At 67.9% G+C, this 16,279-nt stretch carries 13 protein-coding genes; 9 read left to right on the top strand and 4 right to left on the bottom strand.

Going from position 1 to position 16,279, the window contains the following annotated elements:
- Positions 1 to 48: 48 nt before the first annotated feature.
- The gene (locus H4O13_08110; protein ID MBE5315351.1) at positions 49 to 1,260 is read right to left on the bottom strand and encodes a choice-of-anchor D domain-containing protein; all 1,212 of its coding nucleotides are present in this window, start codon (positions 1,258 to 1,260) and stop codon (positions 49 to 51) included.
- 267 nt (positions 1,261 to 1,527) lie between these two features.
- Complete coding sequence (locus H4O13_08105) at positions 1,528 to 3,297, bottom strand: ATP-binding cassette domain-containing protein (protein ID MBE5315350.1); 1,770 nt, start codon at positions 3,295 to 3,297, stop codon at positions 1,528 to 1,530.
- A gap of 220 nt (positions 3,298 to 3,517) precedes the next feature.
- On the opposite strand from H4O13_08105, the gene rlmD reads away from it, so the two are divergent.
- The 4 genes from rlmD (at position 3,518) to H4O13_08085 (ending at position 7,618) form a co-directional block, all read left to right on the top strand.
- On the top strand, positions 3,518 to 4,834 hold the full coding sequence (gene rlmD / locus H4O13_08100; protein ID MBE5315349.1) for a 23S rRNA (uracil(1939)-C(5))-methyltransferase RlmD: 1,317 nt from the start codon (positions 3,518 to 3,520) through the stop codon (positions 4,832 to 4,834).
- A 3-nt stretch (positions 4,835 to 4,837) separates the two neighbouring features.
- A complete protein-coding gene (gene nagZ, locus H4O13_08095; protein ID MBE5315348.1) occupies positions 4,838 to 5,827 on the top strand; it encodes a beta-N-acetylhexosaminidase in 990 nt (329 codons plus the stop codon).
- Between the two features lie 13 nt (positions 5,828 to 5,840).
- Complete coding sequence (locus H4O13_08090; protein ID MBE5315347.1) at positions 5,841 to 6,395, top strand: hypoxanthine-guanine phosphoribosyltransferase; 555 nt, start codon at positions 5,841 to 5,843, stop codon at positions 6,393 to 6,395.
- Between the two features lie 452 nt (positions 6,396 to 6,847).
- Positions 6,848 to 7,618: an S-methyl-5'-thioinosine phosphorylase gene (locus tag H4O13_08085; GenBank protein ID MBE5315346.1), complete on the top strand. Its 771-nt coding sequence runs from the start codon at positions 6,848 to 6,850 to the stop codon at positions 7,616 to 7,618.
- Between the two features lie 345 nt (positions 7,619 to 7,963).
- Here H4O13_08085 and H4O13_08080 read toward each other — a convergent pair whose 3' ends face one another.
- On the bottom strand, positions 7,964 to 8,371 hold the full coding sequence (locus tag H4O13_08080; GenBank protein MBE5315345.1) for an outer membrane protein assembly factor BamE: 408 nt from the start codon (positions 8,369 to 8,371) through the stop codon (positions 7,964 to 7,966).
- 144 nt (positions 8,372 to 8,515) lie between these two features.
- On the opposite strand from H4O13_08080, the gene fur reads away from it, so the two are divergent.
- The gene (gene fur, locus H4O13_08075; protein ID MBE5315344.1) at positions 8,516 to 8,917 is read left to right on the top strand and encodes a ferric iron uptake transcriptional regulator; all 402 of its coding nucleotides are present in this window, start codon (positions 8,516 to 8,518) and stop codon (positions 8,915 to 8,917) included.
- Positions 8,918 to 9,234: 317 nt separating this feature from the next.
- On the opposite strand, the gene recN is transcribed toward fur, so the two are convergent.
- Positions 9,235 to 10,938, bottom strand: a complete 1,704-nt coding sequence (recN, locus tag H4O13_08070) for a DNA repair protein RecN (protein MBE5315343.1) — start codon at positions 10,936 to 10,938, stop codon at positions 9,235 to 9,237.
- A 182-nt stretch (positions 10,939 to 11,120) separates the two neighbouring features.
- Here recN and hrcA point away from each other — a divergent pair, with 182 nt between their 5' ends.
- The 4 genes from hrcA to dnaJ all read left to right on the top strand — a co-directional run bounded on the left by hrcA (position 11,121) and on the right by dnaJ (position 16,118).
- Positions 11,121 to 12,191, top strand: a complete 1,071-nt coding sequence (gene hrcA / locus H4O13_08065; GenBank protein MBE5315342.1) for a heat-inducible transcriptional repressor HrcA — start codon at positions 11,121 to 11,123, stop codon at positions 12,189 to 12,191.
- 102 nt (positions 12,192 to 12,293) lie between these two features.
- The gene (gene grpE, locus H4O13_08060; protein MBE5315341.1) at positions 12,294 to 12,803 is read left to right on the top strand and encodes a nucleotide exchange factor GrpE; all 510 of its coding nucleotides are present in this window, start codon (positions 12,294 to 12,296) and stop codon (positions 12,801 to 12,803) included.
- Positions 12,804 to 12,939: 136 nt separating this feature from the next.
- Positions 12,940 to 14,853: a molecular chaperone DnaK gene (dnaK, locus tag H4O13_08055; GenBank protein MBE5315340.1), complete on the top strand. Its 1,914-nt coding sequence runs from the start codon at positions 12,940 to 12,942 to the stop codon at positions 14,851 to 14,853.
- Positions 14,854 to 14,993: 140 nt separating this feature from the next.
- Positions 14,994 to 16,118 (top strand): molecular chaperone DnaJ, encoded by a 1,125-nt coding sequence (gene dnaJ, locus H4O13_08050; GenBank protein ID MBE5315339.1) that lies wholly within the window; start codon positions 14,994 to 14,996, stop codon positions 16,116 to 16,118.
- Positions 16,119 to 16,279: the final 161 nt, after the last annotated feature.

The raw sequence follows: 16,279 nt of genomic DNA, 5'->3' as shown, positions 1-16,279 counted from the left end.
GAACGCAGTGCGTTCGCCGGCCTGTTCAAGCACGGATTGAGGCGGGACTCAGCGGCGACGGCTGAACGCCCAACCCGCGATGCCAAGCGTCAGCAGCGCGAGCAGGAACTGGCTGATTGCGCCGCTTGCCGGGACCACGGCGGGTTGCGGAACGGCGCCGCTGCCCTGCAGGGTGAAGCTGGCGTTTCCACCGTTGCTGGTGAGCGCAAAGGTCTGCGAGAAGTTGCCCGCGCTGCTGGGAGCAAAGCGGTAGATCAAGGTGCAACTTGCGGCGGGGGCCAAGGTGATCGGCGTCGCCCCGCAGGTTCCGCCGGTCAGCGCAAAAGGCGCCGTGGGCGCGGTGAGCGCCGTGATGCTCAGGCTCGCCGTGCCAGTGTTGCTCAGCGTGACGGTGCTCGTGCCGGTCTGGCCCGACACGACATTGCCAAAGTTGACCGATGTGCCGCTCAGGCTGAGTGTCGGCGTGCCGACCGGGCCGAGCAGGAGGAACGGAAGGCCTTGCGCTGGGGTGCCAGTGCCGCCGTCCACAGCGGGTGCCCACGCGGAGGTGTTGCCCGTGAACTGCTGCCCGTTGCCCGTCACCGCTTGGCCAATGATCGAGATCGGTGGAGCCCACGGGCCGGAAGCGAGGCTGCCCGTGGTTTGCCAGTCGATCCAGTACGTGCCGGCCGCAAGATTGAGACCACCCAGGTTGATGGTCTGCGCCATGATCGGCCGGGTCGTGTCGGTGGCAGTTTCTTCCGTCACTCGATAGACATTGGTCCAGGCCGTCGTCGACATCCGATTGGTGGTCGTGTCGCCGAACACGATGCTGCTGCCCATGGCGCCGGGCGGGCCGTTCCAGATGCGCACGTTGACTGCGGTGATCGTGGAGGTCGTGGTCGAGCCGGTCTGGTAGGCGTAGAACACGGCACAGTTCAGCGTCCAGCCGCCGGCGGGGACAACAAAGTCGTCGGTCACGCGATTGTTGGCAGTGCCGGCCTGGTGGCCGAAACCGAGCGTGCCCATCCCAAGTGAGGTGGTTTGCAGCGTGCTCAGGTTGGCCCCGCCGGCGCCGTTGCCGGTGCTGGTGACGAACGCGCCGTTGTTGAAGAGCTGGCCTCCGCAGGCCGGTGCGCCTGCAGGGCTGACCCCTGAGCTGGGATTCAGCGGCGCAACCACGCTGACGACGGGCTCGGAAGGATTGAACACTTCGGCAACCTGAGCACTTGCGACGTTCGCAAGTAGCAGGGCAATGGAACTCAAGGCGATTCGATTCATGGAGGATCCGTCGGCTTCTGCTGCGCTGGACATCGGACGACCGCACAGCAGCAGAGAACGCAGTCCTCGCGGACTTCGCCCCAAAGCTCATGCTGTGCGTTCCCCGAGACTGATCGGCGGGCCAGGAGTACGAGCCCGCGCGCTCGGATCATGTCAAATTCGTTGCCGGGTGGGGCGCATCGATCGGTAGTAAATTGTGAAGTCGATCTCACCCGTTGAGTCCCTGGCTTGTGTTGCGGGAATCCGGACCTGCGCCTCCGCGTTGACTCAAGCCGCGAACTGCAGCCGCGCCAGCTCCGCGTAGAGGCCGCCCTGCGCCATCAGCTCCTCGTGCGTGCCGGTGGCAACGATGCGGCCGGCCTCGAGCACAACGATGCGGTCGGCGCGGCGGACGGTGGCGAGGCGATGGGCGATCACCAGCGTGGTGCGGCCGTGCATGAGGCGCTCCAGCGCCTGCTGGATCGCGCGCTCGCTTTGCGCGTCGAGCGCGCTGGTGGCCTCGTCCAGCAGCAGGATCGGTGCGTCCTTCAGCAGGGCCCGGGCGATCACCAGTCGCTGCTGCTGGCCGCCGGACAGGCGCACCCCGCGCTCGCCCAGGAAGGTGCGATAGCCCTGCGGCAGCGCGCTGAGGAACTCGTGCGCCTCGGCGCTGCGTGCGGCTTCGATGACCTCGGCTTCCGTGGCGTCCAGTCGTCCGTAGCGCAGGTTGTCGAGCGCATCGGCGCCGAACAGCAGCGGGTCCTGCGGGACGAGAGCGATGTGTTCGCGCAGCTGCTGCGGATCGAGATGGCGCAGGTCGATGCCATCGACCTCGATGCCGCCGCTCTCGGGGTCGTGGAAGCGCAGCAGCAGCTGCAGCACGGTGCTCTTGCCGGCGCCCGAAGGGCCGACCAGGGCCACCGTTTCGCCCGGTTGGATTTCCAGCGAGAAATCGCTGAGCGCCGCTGCGTCCGGGCGGCTGGGGTAATGGAAGCCTACGCCCTTGAAGGCGATGTGCCCGCGCAGCGGCGAGGGCAGGGCGCGCGGCATGGCGGGCGCGGTGATCCTGGCCTGCTCGGCCAGCAGCTCGTTGATCCGCGCCATGCCACCGGCAGCGCGCTGCACTTCTGCCCAGACTTCGGTCAGCGCGCCGACCGAACCCGCGCCGATCACTGCATAGAGCACGAACTGGCTGAGTAGGCCCGCGCTCATGGTGCCGGCAATCACGTCCTTGGCGCCGACCCACAGCACCGCAGTGATCGCGCCGAAGATCAGCACGATCACGGCCGCGGTCAGCCCCGCCTGGGTGCCGATGCGACGACGTGCTGCCGTGAGTGCAGTGCTGACGGCGCCCGCAAAACGCTCGGATTCATGCGCCTCGCGGGCGTGGCTCTGTACGGTGTGGATCGCGTTCAGGGTTTCGCTGGCGCGGGCATTGGCGTCGGCCACCCGGTCCTGCGCCTCGCGCGACAGCCTGGAGACGCGGCGACCGAAGAACACGATCGGCAGGATGATCAGCGGAATGCCGATCGCCGCGAAGCCGGCCAGACGCGGGCTGGTCAGGGCCAGCGCCACGCTGCTGCCGATGAAGGTGACGAAGCTGCGCAGCGCCACTGAAGCGCTGGAGCCCACCACGGTGCGCAGCAGCTCGGTGTCAGCGGAAAGACGCGACACCAGCTCGCCCGAGCGCGTGCGCTCGAAGAACTCGATGTCGAGTCGCAGCAGTCGCGCGTACAGGCTGCGCCGAAGATCGGCGATGACCTTCTCGCCGAGCAGGCTGACGAAGAAGAAGCGCAGCGCCGTGGCCACCGCCAGCAGCACCGCGACCGCCAGCAGCCCCAGGAACCAGCGATCGACGGCGGCCGGATCCTCGCCTGCGAAGCCGCGGTCGATCATGAAGCGCACCGCGACCGGCAGGCTCAGCGTGGCCAGACTGGACAGGGCCAGCGCGCCCAGCCACAGCGCGACCAGGCCGCGATAGGGGCGCACATAGGGCCAGAGCTGGCGCAGCGGTGCGGCAGCGCCGAAGCCGGCGCGCTTGGGGGTGTCGGTGCTCATCCGTGACCGGGCTGCAGACGAAAGCGCGGAGTGTAGGCCAACACCGAGCCTGCGCGTTCCGCGCGGCACCGCTGCGCGCGTCCTCCGAGGCCGGCAGCCGGGTCGAAATCACCTGACCGCGTGGCCGCCGCAGGGCAGGGCGCGGCCGAGCCTGCGATAATCCGCGGCCTTTCACCACCCGCCGCGAGCGCGAGCCTTCGCGGCCAAATCAGCGAGCCCCATGACCCGACGCCAGCGCAACCGCGAAATCGAAGCCGAGATCATCGACCTGAGCCACGACGGCCGCGGTGTCGCCAAGCTGGACGGCAAAACCGCCTTCATCAGCGGCGCACTCACCGGGGAGCGCGTGCGCGCGCGCATCCACACCAGCAAGAAGCATTTCGATGAAGGCCACGTGCTGGAGGTGCTCGATGCCTCGCCGCTGCGCGTCGAGCCGCCATGCCCGCACTTCGAGATCTGCGGTGGCTGCACGCTGCAGCATCTGAAGGCCGAGGCGCAGATCGAGGCCAAGCAGCACATCCTGCTGGAGAACTTCGAGCGCATCGGCCACGTCCGTCCGCAGACGGTGCTGGCGCCGCTGACCGACCAGCCCTGGGCCTACCGCCGCAAGGCCCGGCTGGGGGTCAAGTGGGTGGCTGCCAAGGAGCGCGCCATCGTCGGCTTCCGCGAAGCGCTGAAGCCCATGTACGTCGCCGACATCCACAGCTGTCGCGTGCTGGTGCCGCAGGTGGGCGAGCGCATCCACGAGCTGTCGGCGCTGGTGTCATCGATGGACGCGCGCGAGCGCATCCCCCAGATCGAGGTCGCGGCCGGTGACGATGCGACGGCGCTGGTGTTCCGCCACCTCGATCCGCTGTCCGCCGCCGATACGCAGCGCCTGGTCGAGTTCGGCCAGCGCACCCGCCTGATGATCTACCTGCAGCCCGGCGGCAACGACAGCGTGCACGCGCTGTGGCCGGCCGATGCCGCGCTCAGCTTCCGCATCCCCGCGGCCGAGGTCGAGCTGGCCTTCCGGCCCTTGGATTTCGTGCAGGTCAATGCCGGCATGAACCAGCGGATGATCGCGCGCACCCTGGAGATGCTCGACCCGCAGCCGGGCGAGCGCGTGCTTGATCTGTTCTGCGGCTTGGGCAATTTCACCCTGCCGATCGCGCGGCGTGCCGCGCAGGTCGTCGGCGTGGAGGGCGAGGCCGGTCTGGTGGCGCGAGCCCGTGACAACGCCCGCGCCAACGGCATCGCCAATGCCGAGTTTTTCGCCGCTGATCTCAGCCAGGATCTGCGCGGCGAGGCCTGGGTCAAGCGGGGCTTCGACAAGCTGCTGCTCGATCCGCCGCGCACCGGCGCCGATGCCTGCATTCCGCAGCTGCCGCTCGACGGCGTGCGGCGCATCGTCTACGTCTCCTGCCATCCTGGCTCGCTGGCGCGCGATGCCGGCATCCTGGTGCGCGAGCACGGCTACACGCTCGTCTCGGCCGGCGCGATGGACATGTTTCCGCATACGGCGCATGTCGAATCGATCGCCCTGTTCGAGCGCTGAGCCGTGCTGTTTATCGGCATCGAGGGCAGCACCCTGCGCGAGACCGAGGCGCGCTGGATTGCGCACCCGGGGGTGGCCGGCGTGGTGCTGTTCCGCCGCAACTACGTCGAGCCCGCCCAGCTGCGCGCGCTGAACGCGCAGATCCGCGCAGCGAGCGTGGCGCCGCGACTCATCGCGGTGGATCAGGAAGGCGGCCGCGTGCAGCGCTTCATCGAGGGCTTCTCGCGGCTGCCTGCGCTGGCGCGCATTGGCGAGCGCTATACGGATGCGCCTGCGCGCTGCCTGGATCTCGCCGAACAGCACGCCTGGCTGATGGCGACCGAGCTGCAGGCCCAAGGCATCGATCTCAGCTTCGCGCCGGTGGTGGACTTGGGCCGCGGCAACCGCGCCATCGGCGATCGCGCCTTCGCGGCCGACGTCGATGCGGTTTGCGCCTTGACCCGCGTCTATGTGCGGGCCATGCAGGCCGCCGGCATGCCGGCCACGCTCAAGCACTTTCCGGGTCATGGCTCGGTGCTGGAAGACACGCATGTCGATGTGGCCCTTGATCCGCGCTCGCTGGAGCAGCTGAAGGCCGAGGACCTGCGGCCCTTCGCCGCCGGTATCGAAGCCGGCGCTGCCGCGGTGATGGCGGCGCATGTGCGTTACCCCGCGGTGTGCGAGCAGCCAGCCGGCTATTCGCGGCGCTGGCTCGGCGAGATCCTCCGCGGCGCACTGGGCTTCAACGGCGTGGTCTTGAGTGATGACATCGGCATGGCCGCAGCGCAAGCGGCAGGCGGCGTGGCGGCGCGCGTGCATGCGCATCTCGATGCCGGCTGCGACGCGGTGCTGGCCTGTCATCCCGAGCTGGTCGAAGACGCAGTCGTCGCGCTCGAAGCGCGGGTTGCGCCAGTGCCCAATCCTCGCCTCGCCCTGCTTTCGCCGCGTGCGGCGCAAGGCCCCTCGCCGGAAGCCCTGGCGCAGGCGCGTGCTAACCTCGCCGCCCTCGTTTGAACCGGAGCCGGGCATGAAGACCCCGCCAGCCTTGGCCGATGCGCTGCCGCAGTCCGATCGGCTGTTCGATCGCATCGCGTTGGAAGCGGCGATCCGCCGCATGGCCGAAGAGATTCGCCGCGACTACGCGCAGGACGCGCGGCCGCCGCTGTTTCTCACCGTCATGAACGGCGGCATGCTGTTTGGCGCTCTGTTGGCGCTGGAGCTGGGTTTCGACGTCGAGTTCGACTACCTGCACGCGACGCGCTATCGCGGCGATACCACGGGTCGCGGCGTGGAGTGGCTGCGCAAGCCGGCGGTGCCGCTGCTGAAGCGCCGCGTGCTCTTGATCGACGACATCCTCGATGAAGGCCACACGCTCAATGCGGTCATCCACGCCTGCGAGGCCGAAGGTGCGGCGGATGTGCGCGTGGCGGTGCTGGCGCGCAAGGTGCATGACCGCTGTGTGCCCGGCCTCACTGGCGACTACGTTGGCGTCGAAGTGCCGGACCGCTACGTCTTCGGCTTCGGCATGGACTACTACGAGCAGGGCCGCAACCTGCCGGGGATTTACGCGCTGCGTGGCTGAGAGCATGTGAAAAAACCATCCGCCTACTGCGGCCGCCTCTGGACGTCCGTGGCGGCAGCGCGCTCCGCGAATTCTGCGGTCACTAGCTCGCCAAACTCCCTTGAATTCACGTCGCGCGCTTTGCCACGAACGCCCAGAGACGCCCTCGCTACGGCGTCTGGGTTTTTTCACACGCTCTGAGTGTTGCTGATGCGCATGGTGGCCGGTCCGAGCGCGCGATGTCGGTGGGTCCAGACCCACCCTATGGGTCATCCAGAAGCGCGCGGGCGACGAAGCGGCGCGTGGACCGGGAAAGGCCAAGGCCACCGCGGGTCAGGGCATGCCAGTGGTCGCGCGGTGGGATCGGGCCCCGGCGCGTGCTCGCCGTCGCGTCCGCCTCGGTCGACCAGCGCTTGGTGGCCCGCGCAAGACAGTGCAACGCTTGGCTAGGGCAGGCTTCTTGGGAACAGGTGATGACAGTGGACAACTCCGACATCGTATTGGGCGTGATCGGCGGCACCGGCGTGTATCGCCTGGCCAGTCTGAAAGGTGCTGAAGGTATCGATCTCGACACGCCCTATGGCAAGCCTTCGGGTCCGGTGCGCGTCGGTCGGCTGGCCGGCTTCCGCGTGGCTTTTCTGGCCCGCCACGGCGAGGCCCACAGCGTCGCCCCGCACCGCATCAACTACCGCGCGAACGTGCATGCCCTGCATCAGCTCGGCGTGCGCCGACTGCTCGGCATCAATGCCGTCGGCGGTATCGGCGAGCGCATGGGCCCGCGCGTGCTGGCGGTGCCGGATCAGATCATCGATTACACCCACGGCCGCCTGTCGAGCTTCTGCGATGTGGACGGCGCCAAGGTCGAGCATGTCGACTTCACCCATCCCTACACGCCAGCGCTGCGCACGGCGCTGCTGCGTGCGGGCGCGGCGATGGGCACTCGACTTGTCGATGGCGGCACCTATGGTTGTACCCAGGGCCCGCGTCTGGAGACCATCGCTGAAATTGCGCGGATGCGTCGCGACGGCTGTGATCTAGTCGGCATGACCGGCATGCCGGAAGCCGTGTTGGCCCGCGAGCTCGGCATCGACTACGCCAGCCTGTGTCTCGTCGCCAACTGGGCGGCCGGCTGCGGCGATGAGGCCGAAATCACCATGGACGAAGTGATGGCCAACATGGCGGCGGCCACCGAAGCCGTGCCGGGTTTGCTCAAGGCTCTGCTGGCTGAGCTGGCCAAGGCCTGAGTGGTGGAGCGGCTCAGCCGCCACCGCGGCTGACCGAGCACAGTGGCCGGGAGCGCAGGGCGAGGATCGGCGCAAGACCTGGGCTCTCTTGGCTTGCACGCGCCGGGCTGTCGTTCCACGCAGGGCTGAAAGCTGATCAGCCCTCAGACGGTGCCGAGACGTCGCCGCTGCGGAGCCGTCCGCGATCCTCTTCGGTCTCTTGGGATGCGGGGCTCTTGAAGGCCAGTGGCCGCCGAGAGGCTAGCCCCGAATTCCGAATCCTTGCCCGGCTTTCGCGCGCAGCGCCCGAGCGTTCGTCGCCTCGCGCGGCAGTGCCGCGCCAGCGAGCCGCCCCACCCCAAATGCTCAGCCGCCGCGACGCTGCTGGCGTTCCTTGTCCTTCTCGCGCTCCTCGCGCGGCAGGTTGCCATAGCGGCTCAAGCGGTCACGCAGTTCGAGATCCTGCTTCGGGAAGTAGTCGCCTTCAATGCTGACGAGGCTGTCGCCGTTGAAGGTCAGCACGAGATTCTTCACTTCGGGTTCGGAGCCACGCTGCGACTGCGTGCCGATGTAGTCCCAGCGGTTCGCGTGGAAGGGATCACGCACCGCAGGGCTACCGAGAAGAGACAGCACCTGGCGCTTGCTCATGCCCTCGCGCAGCTGCGTCACGTTGCGCTCGTCCAGCAGATTGCCCTGATAGACGTCGACCTTGTAAAGCACGCCGCAGCCGCTGGCACCGAGGGCAATCAGGAGGGACAGGGCGATCGAGCGCATCGGACAGGCAATCCAGGGGGCAAACGGAGGCCCGATGATACACTTCGACGCCCTTCAGGTCGCCCGCTGCCAACGCGGCGCGCTGCCGTATTCAGGCCCCGTTCGCGACCCGCGCGGGGTCCTCGCCCGCTTCAGGAGACCCCGATGGAATCGCAGGATCTGCGCCGCGCCGGCCTCAAGGTCACCCACCCTCGCATGTGCATTCTTGAGGTGCTCGAAAGCGCGAGCCCGCGGCACATGACGGCCGAGGACATCTACAAAAAGCTGCTCGATCGCGAGGAAGACATCGGCCTCGCCACGGTCTACCGCGTGCTGACCCAGTTCGAGGCCGCGGGCCTCGTGATGAAGCACAACTTCGAGGGCGGGCAGTCGGTGTTCGAGCTGGACCGCGGCCACCACCACGACCACATGGTGGATGTCGATACCGGCAAGGTCATCGAGTTTGTCAGCGAAGAGATCGAGCGCCTGCAGCACGAGATCGCGGCCAAGCACGGCTACGAGATCGAGGATCACAGCCTGGTGCTGTATGTGCGGAAGAAGCGGTGAAGAGCTGGGATTGGGGATTCGGGATTCGGGATTAGGCCGAGGGTTGAGCTGATTTGGCGGGGGCGTGCTCCCGCGCTGTCGGGCCGCCCTTTTCCTGTCTTCGGAGGACTCGATCGCGTCTGTGTTCGCGGGTGCCGCGCAGGTACCGGCCGCCCGTTCGCGCGTCGATCGTCCCACCAATTGGGCGATTCAGGCTCCCTGGCGCCCGTCGTCTGAGCCGCCCTCGGCCGCGTTACTACGGGGGCAGTGCCTCGCTTCCGGCACTCTTCGCGCTCGAAGGCCCGACGAAGCCGAGCCTCGACAACTCGGCGCCAGTCCTACCGGCGGTCCAATCCCGAATCCCGAATCCCCAATCCCGGCTTCTCAACCATCTGCCGCGCATGCGCCAGCGTGGTTTCGGTGATCTCGACGCCGCCGAGCATTCGGGCGATTTCTTCCACGCGCTGCTCGCGTGACAGGCGGGTTGGCGCGCTGACGGTGACGCCGTCACGTTCGCCCTTGCGCACCGAGTAGTGGTGATGACCCTGTGCGGCGACCTGGGGCAGGTGGGTCACGCACAGCACCTGGCGCTCGGCGCCCAGCGCGCGCAGCTTCTGGCCGACGATTTCGGCGACCGCGCCGCCGATGCCGGTGTCGACCTCGTCGAAGACCATCGTCGGCGTGGGGTCGAAGCCCAGCGTGGCGACCTCGATGGCGAGGCTGATGCGCGAAAGCTCGCCGCCCGAGGCCGTGCGCCGCAGCGGTTTGGCCGGCTGGCCGGCGTTGGCGGCCACCAGGAATTCAACGCGCTCGGCGCCGAGCGGCGAGGGCTCGGCCTCCGGCTGCGCTTCGATCTGGACTTCCAGCCGCCCCCCGGCCATGCCGAGTTCGGCCATCAGCGCCGACACGTCCTTGGACAGCGTCTGCGCCGCCTTGACGCGCAGCGCGCTGAGCGTGGCCGCGGCCTTGGACCAGTCGGCGGCCAATGCCTGCATCTTCGCCTCGATCTTTGCGAGGGCGCCGCCGGCTTCCTCCAGCTCCTCGATTTCGCGGGCGATGCCTTCCGCACAGGCTTTCAGCTCGGCCGGGTCGACGCGATGACGCCGGCCCAGCTCGTGCAGGCGGGTGAGCTTGCTTTCGATGTCCTGCAGGCGCGCGGGATCCAGCTCCAGGCTGTCCTGCACCTGCACGACCAGCGCCGCCGCTTCGCTGGCCTGGATGGCGGCGGATTCGAGAAGCTCGGCGGCTTCGCGCAGGCGCGGCTCGTCCTCGCCGAAGCGGGCGAGGTCAGCGCCGGTCTGGCGCAGGCTGCGGGTCAGGTCGAAGCCTTCCTCGCCCTCGATCCGGGCCACCGCGCGCGCGCAGGCCTCGATCAGGCTGCTGGCGTTCGACAGCCGGCGATGGCTCTGGATCAGTTCGGCAAAGGCCTGCGGGCTCAGCGCTTCGGCTTCCAGCTCGCCGAGCTGATGGCGCAGCAGCTCCAGACGCGGACCGGGGTCGGTAGCGGCGCCAGCGATCTGCTCGCGGCGGCGCTTGAGCTGTGCGTACTCATGAGCCAGCGCGCGGACCGGCTGCAGCGCCTCGTGGGCGCGGGCGAAACCGTCGAGCAGGCCCAGCTGCTGGGTGCGATCGAGCAGGGCCTGGTGCTCGTGCTGGCCGTGGATCTCAACGAGATGCGCGGTCAGCTCGCTGATCTGTCCGACGGTGGCCGGCCGGCCGTTGATCCAGGCCTTGGAGCCGCCGTCCGCGCGGACGATGCGGCGCACTTCGCAGGCCTCGTCCTCGTCGAGCTCATGCTCGCGCAGCCAAGCCAGCGCAGGGCTGTCGGCCGGCAGACGAAAGGTGGCGGAAAGCTCGGCGCGTTCCGCGCCGTGGCGCACCATGCCAGCGTCAGCGCGCGCGCCGGTCAGCAGCAGCAGGGCGTCCACCAGCAGGGACTTGCCGGCGCCGGTCTCGCCCGAGATCACGGTCAGCCCGGCTTCGAGCTGCAGCTCGACCGCGCTGACGATGGCGAAATCCTTGACGAACAGCGTGCTCAGCATGCGGGCATCCGATTCTGGTTCGCGGGCCTGACTCGCGGGCGTCGCCTGCGGCTCGAGTGGACGCGGCTGCGCGAGGGCGCGAACGCTAGCATGCGCTCTGCGGACCGCCAACTTGCTCACGGCGGGTGCGGCGACGGCGCGGGGCTTGCCTGCGCCGGTCTGAGGCCTTATCTATCTCAGCGATGAACCGACCCGCCCACCCGCTTGACCCCCGCCATCTGGACGCTCGCGCCCGCGGCCTGCTGCGCGCCCTGATCGCCCAGTACATCCGCGAAGGCGAGCCGGTGGGGTCGCGCACCCTGGCCAAGCACGCCGGCCTCGACATCAGCCCGGCCACGATCCGCAACGTGATGGCGGACCTCGAAGACATCGGTCTCGTGGCGACGCCGCACACCTCCGCGGGTCGGGTGCCCACCGCCCAAGGCTATCGGCTGTTCGTCGACAGCCTGCTGCAGGTCAAGCCGCTGGATCCGACCGAGATGGATCGTCTGCGTCGCGGCCTGCAGCCGCAGCTGGGGACCCAGGGCCTGCTCACCAACGTCTCCGAGCTGCTGTCGGCGGCCACCCACTTCGTTGGCATGGTCACAGTACCCAAGCGCGAGCAGTTCGCCTTCCGCCACATCGATTTCGTGCCGCTGGACGGCCAGCGCGTGCTGGTGATCCTCGTCTTCACCGACAACGAGGTGCAGAACCGCATCCTGCACACGCGCCGGCCCTACAGCGCGTCGGAGCTGGAGCAGACCGCGAACTACCTCAACGCGCACTTCGCCGGCCGTGCGCTGGCCGAGGTGCGCGCCCAGCTGCTGCGTGAGCTGAAAGACACCCGCAGCGCGATGGACAGCATTCTGTCGGCGGCCGTGGAAGTCGCCGAGGGCGCGTTCGGTGGATCCGGCGCCGTCGAAGACGTGCTGGTTACCGGCCAGACCCGGTTGATGGGCGTGCAGGATCTGTCCGATCTGGACCGCCTGCGCGATCTGTTCGAAGCCTTCTCGCGCAAGCGCGAGCTGCTGCAGCTGCTGGAGGGGTGCGCCACCGCCCAGGGCGTGCGCCTGTTCATCGGTGAGGAATCCGGCGTGGCCCCATTCGGCGGCTGCAGCCTGGTGACCGCCCCCTACGGCGCGGACGGCAAGGTGCTGGGCGTGCTGGGCGTGATCGGCCCCACCCGCATGGCCTACGAGCGGGTGATTCCGATGGTGCAGGCCACCGCTGAAGTGCTGGGCGCGGCCTTGAATCGGGCCCAGCAGGCCCAATAAACGCTCCGCCTCGGGGTAAAGCATGCACGCTCTTCACGTCGCCTCTGGCGCGACGCGGCCTGCTTCGCCTCCTCCGTTCATCTCTATTCGCAAGGAGTCGCCATGAGTCAGGAACCCCAGCCCGTCGCGGGTCAGGAGCACGCCGAACCGCAGAACGAAGTCGAGCTGCTGTCGGCCCGCATCGATGAGCTGCAGATGGCCCTGATGATGGTGCGCGAGGAGCAGCTGCGCGAGCGCGCCGACTTGGAGAACCAGCGCAAGCGCATGCTGCGCGACGTCGAGCACGCGCGGAAGTTCGCCAACGAGCGCCTGCTGGGCGACCTGCTGCCGGTGCTGGACGCGCTGGAGCGCGGCATCGAGACCGCAGGCGTCAACTCAGCGGTGGCCGAGGGCCTGAAGCTCACCCAGCGCGAGCTGTTCAAGGTGGTGGAGAACAACGGCCTCAAGCAGCTGAACCCGGCCGGCGAAGCCTTCAACCCCGAACACCACCAGGCGGTGAGCGCCCAGCCCAGCGCTGAACATGCATCCGGCACCGTGCTGCAGGTCTTCCAGAAGGGCTACCTGCTGAATGAGCGCCTGCTGCGACCGGCCATGGTCGTGGTCTCGCAGTAGTCCGCAGCGCAATCGAAGGCGGCGCCTGCATCGAAGCGAAACCTACCGCTTGAATCTTCCAGCGCATCGCCCCATGTAGCGAGCCAGTGAAGGCCTGGCGCCCAGGCCACGCAAGCAACCTCAAGGAGCACACACCATGGGCAAGATCATCGGCATCGACCTCGGCACCACCAACTCCTGCGTGGCGGTCATGGAAGGCGGCCAGGCGAAGGTCATCGAAAACTCGGAGGGCGATCGCACCACGCCCTCCATCGTCGCCTTCACCAAGGACGGCGAAACCCTGGTCGGCGCCTCGGCCAAGCGCCAGGGTGTGACCAATCCCAAGAACACCTTCTACGCGGTGAAGCGCCTGATCGGCCGCAAGTTCACCGATGCCGAAGTGAAGAAAGACATCGACCTCGTGCCCTACGGCATCGTCGGCCACGAGAACGGTGACGCCTGGGTGGCCACCGCCGACGGTCGCAAGATGGCGCCGCCGCAGATCAGCGCGGAAGTGCTGGCCAAGATGAAGAAGACCGCCGAGGACTACCTGGGCGAGAAGGTCACCGAAGCGGTGATCACGGTGCCGGCCTACTTCAACGACAGCCAGCGCCAGGCCACCAAGGACGCCGGCAAGATCGCCGGCCTCGACGTCAAGCGCATCATCAACGAGCCGACCGCAGCCGCGCTGGCCTATGGTCTGGACAAGAAGGGCGGCGACCGCAAGATCGTGGTCTATGACCTCGGCGGTGGCACCTTCGACGTCTCGGTGATCGAGATCGCCGAAGTCGACGGCGAGAAGCAGTTCGAGGTGCTGGCCACCAATGGCGACACCTTCCTGGGCGGCGAAGACTTCGACATGCGCGTCATCGACTATCTGGTCGAGGAATTCCAGAAGGACCAGGGCATCGACCTGCGCAAGGACCCGCTGGCCCTGCAGCGCCTGAAGGATGCCGCCGAGCGCGCCAAGATCGAGCTGTCGTCCAGCCAGCAGACCGAAGTCAACCTGCCCTACATCACGGCGGATGCGTCGGGCCCGAAGCATCTGAGCATCAAGCTCACGCGCGCCAAGCTGGAAGCCCTGGTCGACGACCTGGTCAAGCGCACCATCGAGCCCTGCAAGATCGCGATGAAGGACGCCGGCCTGCGCATGAGCGACATCAGCGAGGTCATCCTGGTCGGCGGCCAGACCCGCATGCCCAAGGTGCAGGCGGCGGTCACCGAGTTCTTCGGCAAGGAGCCGCGCAAGGACGTCAACCCCGACGAAGCGGTGGCGATCGGCGCGGCGGTGCAGGGCGGCGTGCTGTCCGGTGCGGTCAAGGACGTGCTGCTGCTCGACGTCACCCCGCTCTCCCTGGGCATCGAGACCCTGGGCGGCGTGTTCACCAAGCTGATCGAGAAGAACACCACGGTGCCGACCAAGGCCTCGCAGGTGTTCAGCACCGCCGAGGACAATCAGACGGCCGTCACCGTGCACGTGCTGCAGGGCGAGCGCGAGCAGGCCCGCTACAACAAGTCGCTAGCCAAGTTCGACCTCACCGGCATCGAGTCCGCGCCGCGCGGTATGCCGCAGGTGGAAGTGAGCTTCGATATCGACGCCAACGGCATCCTGCACGTCAGCGCCAAGGACAAGAAAACCGGCAAGGAGCAGCGCGTCGAGATCAAGGCGGGCTCGGGCCTGTCCGAGGACGAGATCGCGCGCATGGTTGCCGACGCCGAGGCCAACCGCGAGGAAGACAAGAAGTTCCACGAGCTGGTCGGCGCCCGCAACCAGGCCGACGCATTGATCCACACGACTCGCGCCGCCATCAAGGACCACGGCGACAAGGTTGGCGGTGAAGCCATCGGCCGCATCGAAGCCGCGCTGTCCGATCTTGAGAAAGCCATGAAGGGCGACGACAAGGGCCAGATCGAAGCCAAGACCAAGGCGCTGGAAGAAGCCGCGCAGCCGCTGGCGGCCGCCGCGGCCGGCCAGGCCGGCCCGGGTCCGCAGGCGCAGACCGGAGGATCGGCACGCAACGACGATGTGGTCGATGCCGAGTTCACCGAGGTCAAGGACGACAAGAAGTGAGTCCGGGATTGGGGATCGGGGATTCGGGATTCGCTAGAGCCCGTCACTCCCAACCCTAGAGGCTGGATCGAGGCCGCGGCGTTTGCTGCGGCCTCGCCGTTCAACGCAGCACGAATCCCGAATCCCGAATCACGAATCCCATGTCAAAACGCGACTACTACCAAGTCCTCGGCGTTGAACGTAGTGCCTCCGACGAAGACCTGAAGAAGGCCTATCGCCGGCTGGCGATGAAGTTCCATCCGGACCGTAATCCGGACGACGCCGAAGCCGAGGCCAAGTTCAAGGAGGCCAAGGAGGCCTACGAGGTGCTGGCCGATGCGCAGAAGCGCAGGCTGTACGACCAGCATGGCCACGCCGCCTTCGAAGGCGGCGTGGGCGGTGGCCGCGGCGGTCCGGGCGGTGTCGACATGGGGGACATCTTCGGCGACATCTTTGGCGACATCTTCGGCGGTGGCCGCTCGCGCGGGCCGCGCCGCGGCGCTGATCTGCGCTACGTGATCGATCTCGATCTCGAAGAGGCCGTAGGCGGCGTCGAAAAGGAAATCGAGATCCCCACCGTGGTCGCCTGCCGCGTCTGCGACGGCAGTGGTTCGGCCGACGGCGTGGTCGAAACCTGCCGCACCTGCGGCGGCCACGGCCGGGTGCGCATGCAGCAGGGCATCTTCAGCATCCAGCAGACCTGTCCGCACTGCGCGGGCAGCGGGAAAACCATCAAGAACCCCTGCAAGACCTGCCACGGCGCAGGGCGCATCGAGTCCGAGAAGACCCTGGCGGTGAAGATCCCCGCCGGCGTCGACACGGGTGATCGCATCCGCCTCGCCGGTGAGGGCGAGGCTGGGCCCGCCGGCGCAGCTGCGGGGGATCTGTATGTCGAAGTGCGCGTGCGCGAACACGAGATCTTCCAGCGCGATGGCGACGACCTCTATTGCGAGGTGCCCATCCGCTTCAGCCAGGCCGCGCTGGGCGCCGATCTCGCCGTGCCGACGCTGGACGGTGAGGCGGTGGTCAAGATCCCCGCGGAAACCCAGACCGGCAAGGTGTTCCGACTGCGCGGCAAGGGCGTCAAGTCTGTTCGCAGCCATAGCAAAGGCGACCTGCTCTGCAAGGTCGTGGTCGAGACTCCGGTCAAGCTGACCAAGCGCCAGAAAGAGCTGCTGGAAGAGTTCGAGAGCACTTTCGAAGGTGCCGATGCCCACGCTCACTCTCCGCGCGCCAGCTCCTGGCTGGATGGAGTCAAGAGCTTCTTTGAACGGATGACGGGTTGAGGCCGCTACCCGTTTCCCTCGCCAGCGGCCTCTGTGCTGGCGAGCGCGTCGACGTGTGAGGCCACGTCAGCTCGGTCGTTCTTCGCTGCGCTCGCGTTTCCGAAAGGACGGCAGTACCGCCTGAGCGTTCAACCGGGGCGTGTCTGCCAAGGGCCTGTGCG

Source organism: Lysobacterales bacterium (genome assembly GCA_014946745.1).
In the GTDB taxonomy this organism is placed as follows: domain Bacteria; phylum Pseudomonadota; class Gammaproteobacteria; order Xanthomonadales; family Xanthomonadaceae; genus Aquimonas.
Note: the sequence above shows the minus strand (reverse complement) of the source record. Positions and strands in the feature narration are given on the sequence as shown.

What these genes read in the sequence shown, in the direction of transcription:
- grpE (MBE5315341.1), top strand. Translation starts at nt 12,294, where the DNA reads ATGAGTCAGGAACCCCAGCCCGTCGCGGGTCAGGAGCACGCCGAACCG.
- hrcA (MBE5315342.1), top strand. Translation starts at nt 11,121, where the DNA reads ATGAACCGACCCGCCCACCCGCTTGACCCCCGCCATCTGGACGCTCGC.
- fur (MBE5315344.1), top strand. Translation starts at nt 8,516, where the DNA reads ATGGAATCGCAGGATCTGCGCCGCGCCGGCCTCAAGGTCACCCACCCT.
- H4O13_08110 (MBE5315351.1), bottom strand. Translation starts at nt 1,260, where the DNA reads ATGAATCGAATCGCCTTGAGTTCCATTGCCCTGCTACTTGCGAACGTC.
- rlmD (MBE5315349.1), top strand. Translation starts at nt 3,518, where the DNA reads ATGACCCGACGCCAGCGCAACCGCGAAATCGAAGCCGAGATCATCGAC.
- H4O13_08080 (MBE5315345.1), bottom strand. Translation starts at nt 8,371, where the DNA reads ATGCGCTCGATCGCCCTGTCCCTCCTGATTGCCCTCGGTGCCAGCGGC.
- H4O13_08105 (MBE5315350.1), bottom strand. Translation starts at nt 3,297, where the DNA reads ATGAGCACCGACACCCCCAAGCGCGCCGGCTTCGGCGCTGCCGCACCG.
- dnaJ (MBE5315339.1), top strand. Translation starts at nt 14,994, where the DNA reads ATGTCAAAACGCGACTACTACCAAGTCCTCGGCGTTGAACGTAGTGCC.
- dnaK (MBE5315340.1), top strand. Translation starts at nt 12,940, where the DNA reads ATGGGCAAGATCATCGGCATCGACCTCGGCACCACCAACTCCTGCGTG.
- H4O13_08085 (MBE5315346.1), top strand. Translation starts at nt 6,848, where the DNA reads ATGACAGTGGACAACTCCGACATCGTATTGGGCGTGATCGGCGGCACC.
- recN (MBE5315343.1), bottom strand. Translation starts at nt 10,938, where the DNA reads ATGCTGAGCACGCTGTTCGTCAAGGATTTCGCCATCGTCAGCGCGGTC.
- H4O13_08090 (MBE5315347.1), top strand. Translation starts at nt 5,841, where the DNA reads ATGAAGACCCCGCCAGCCTTGGCCGATGCGCTGCCGCAGTCCGATCGG.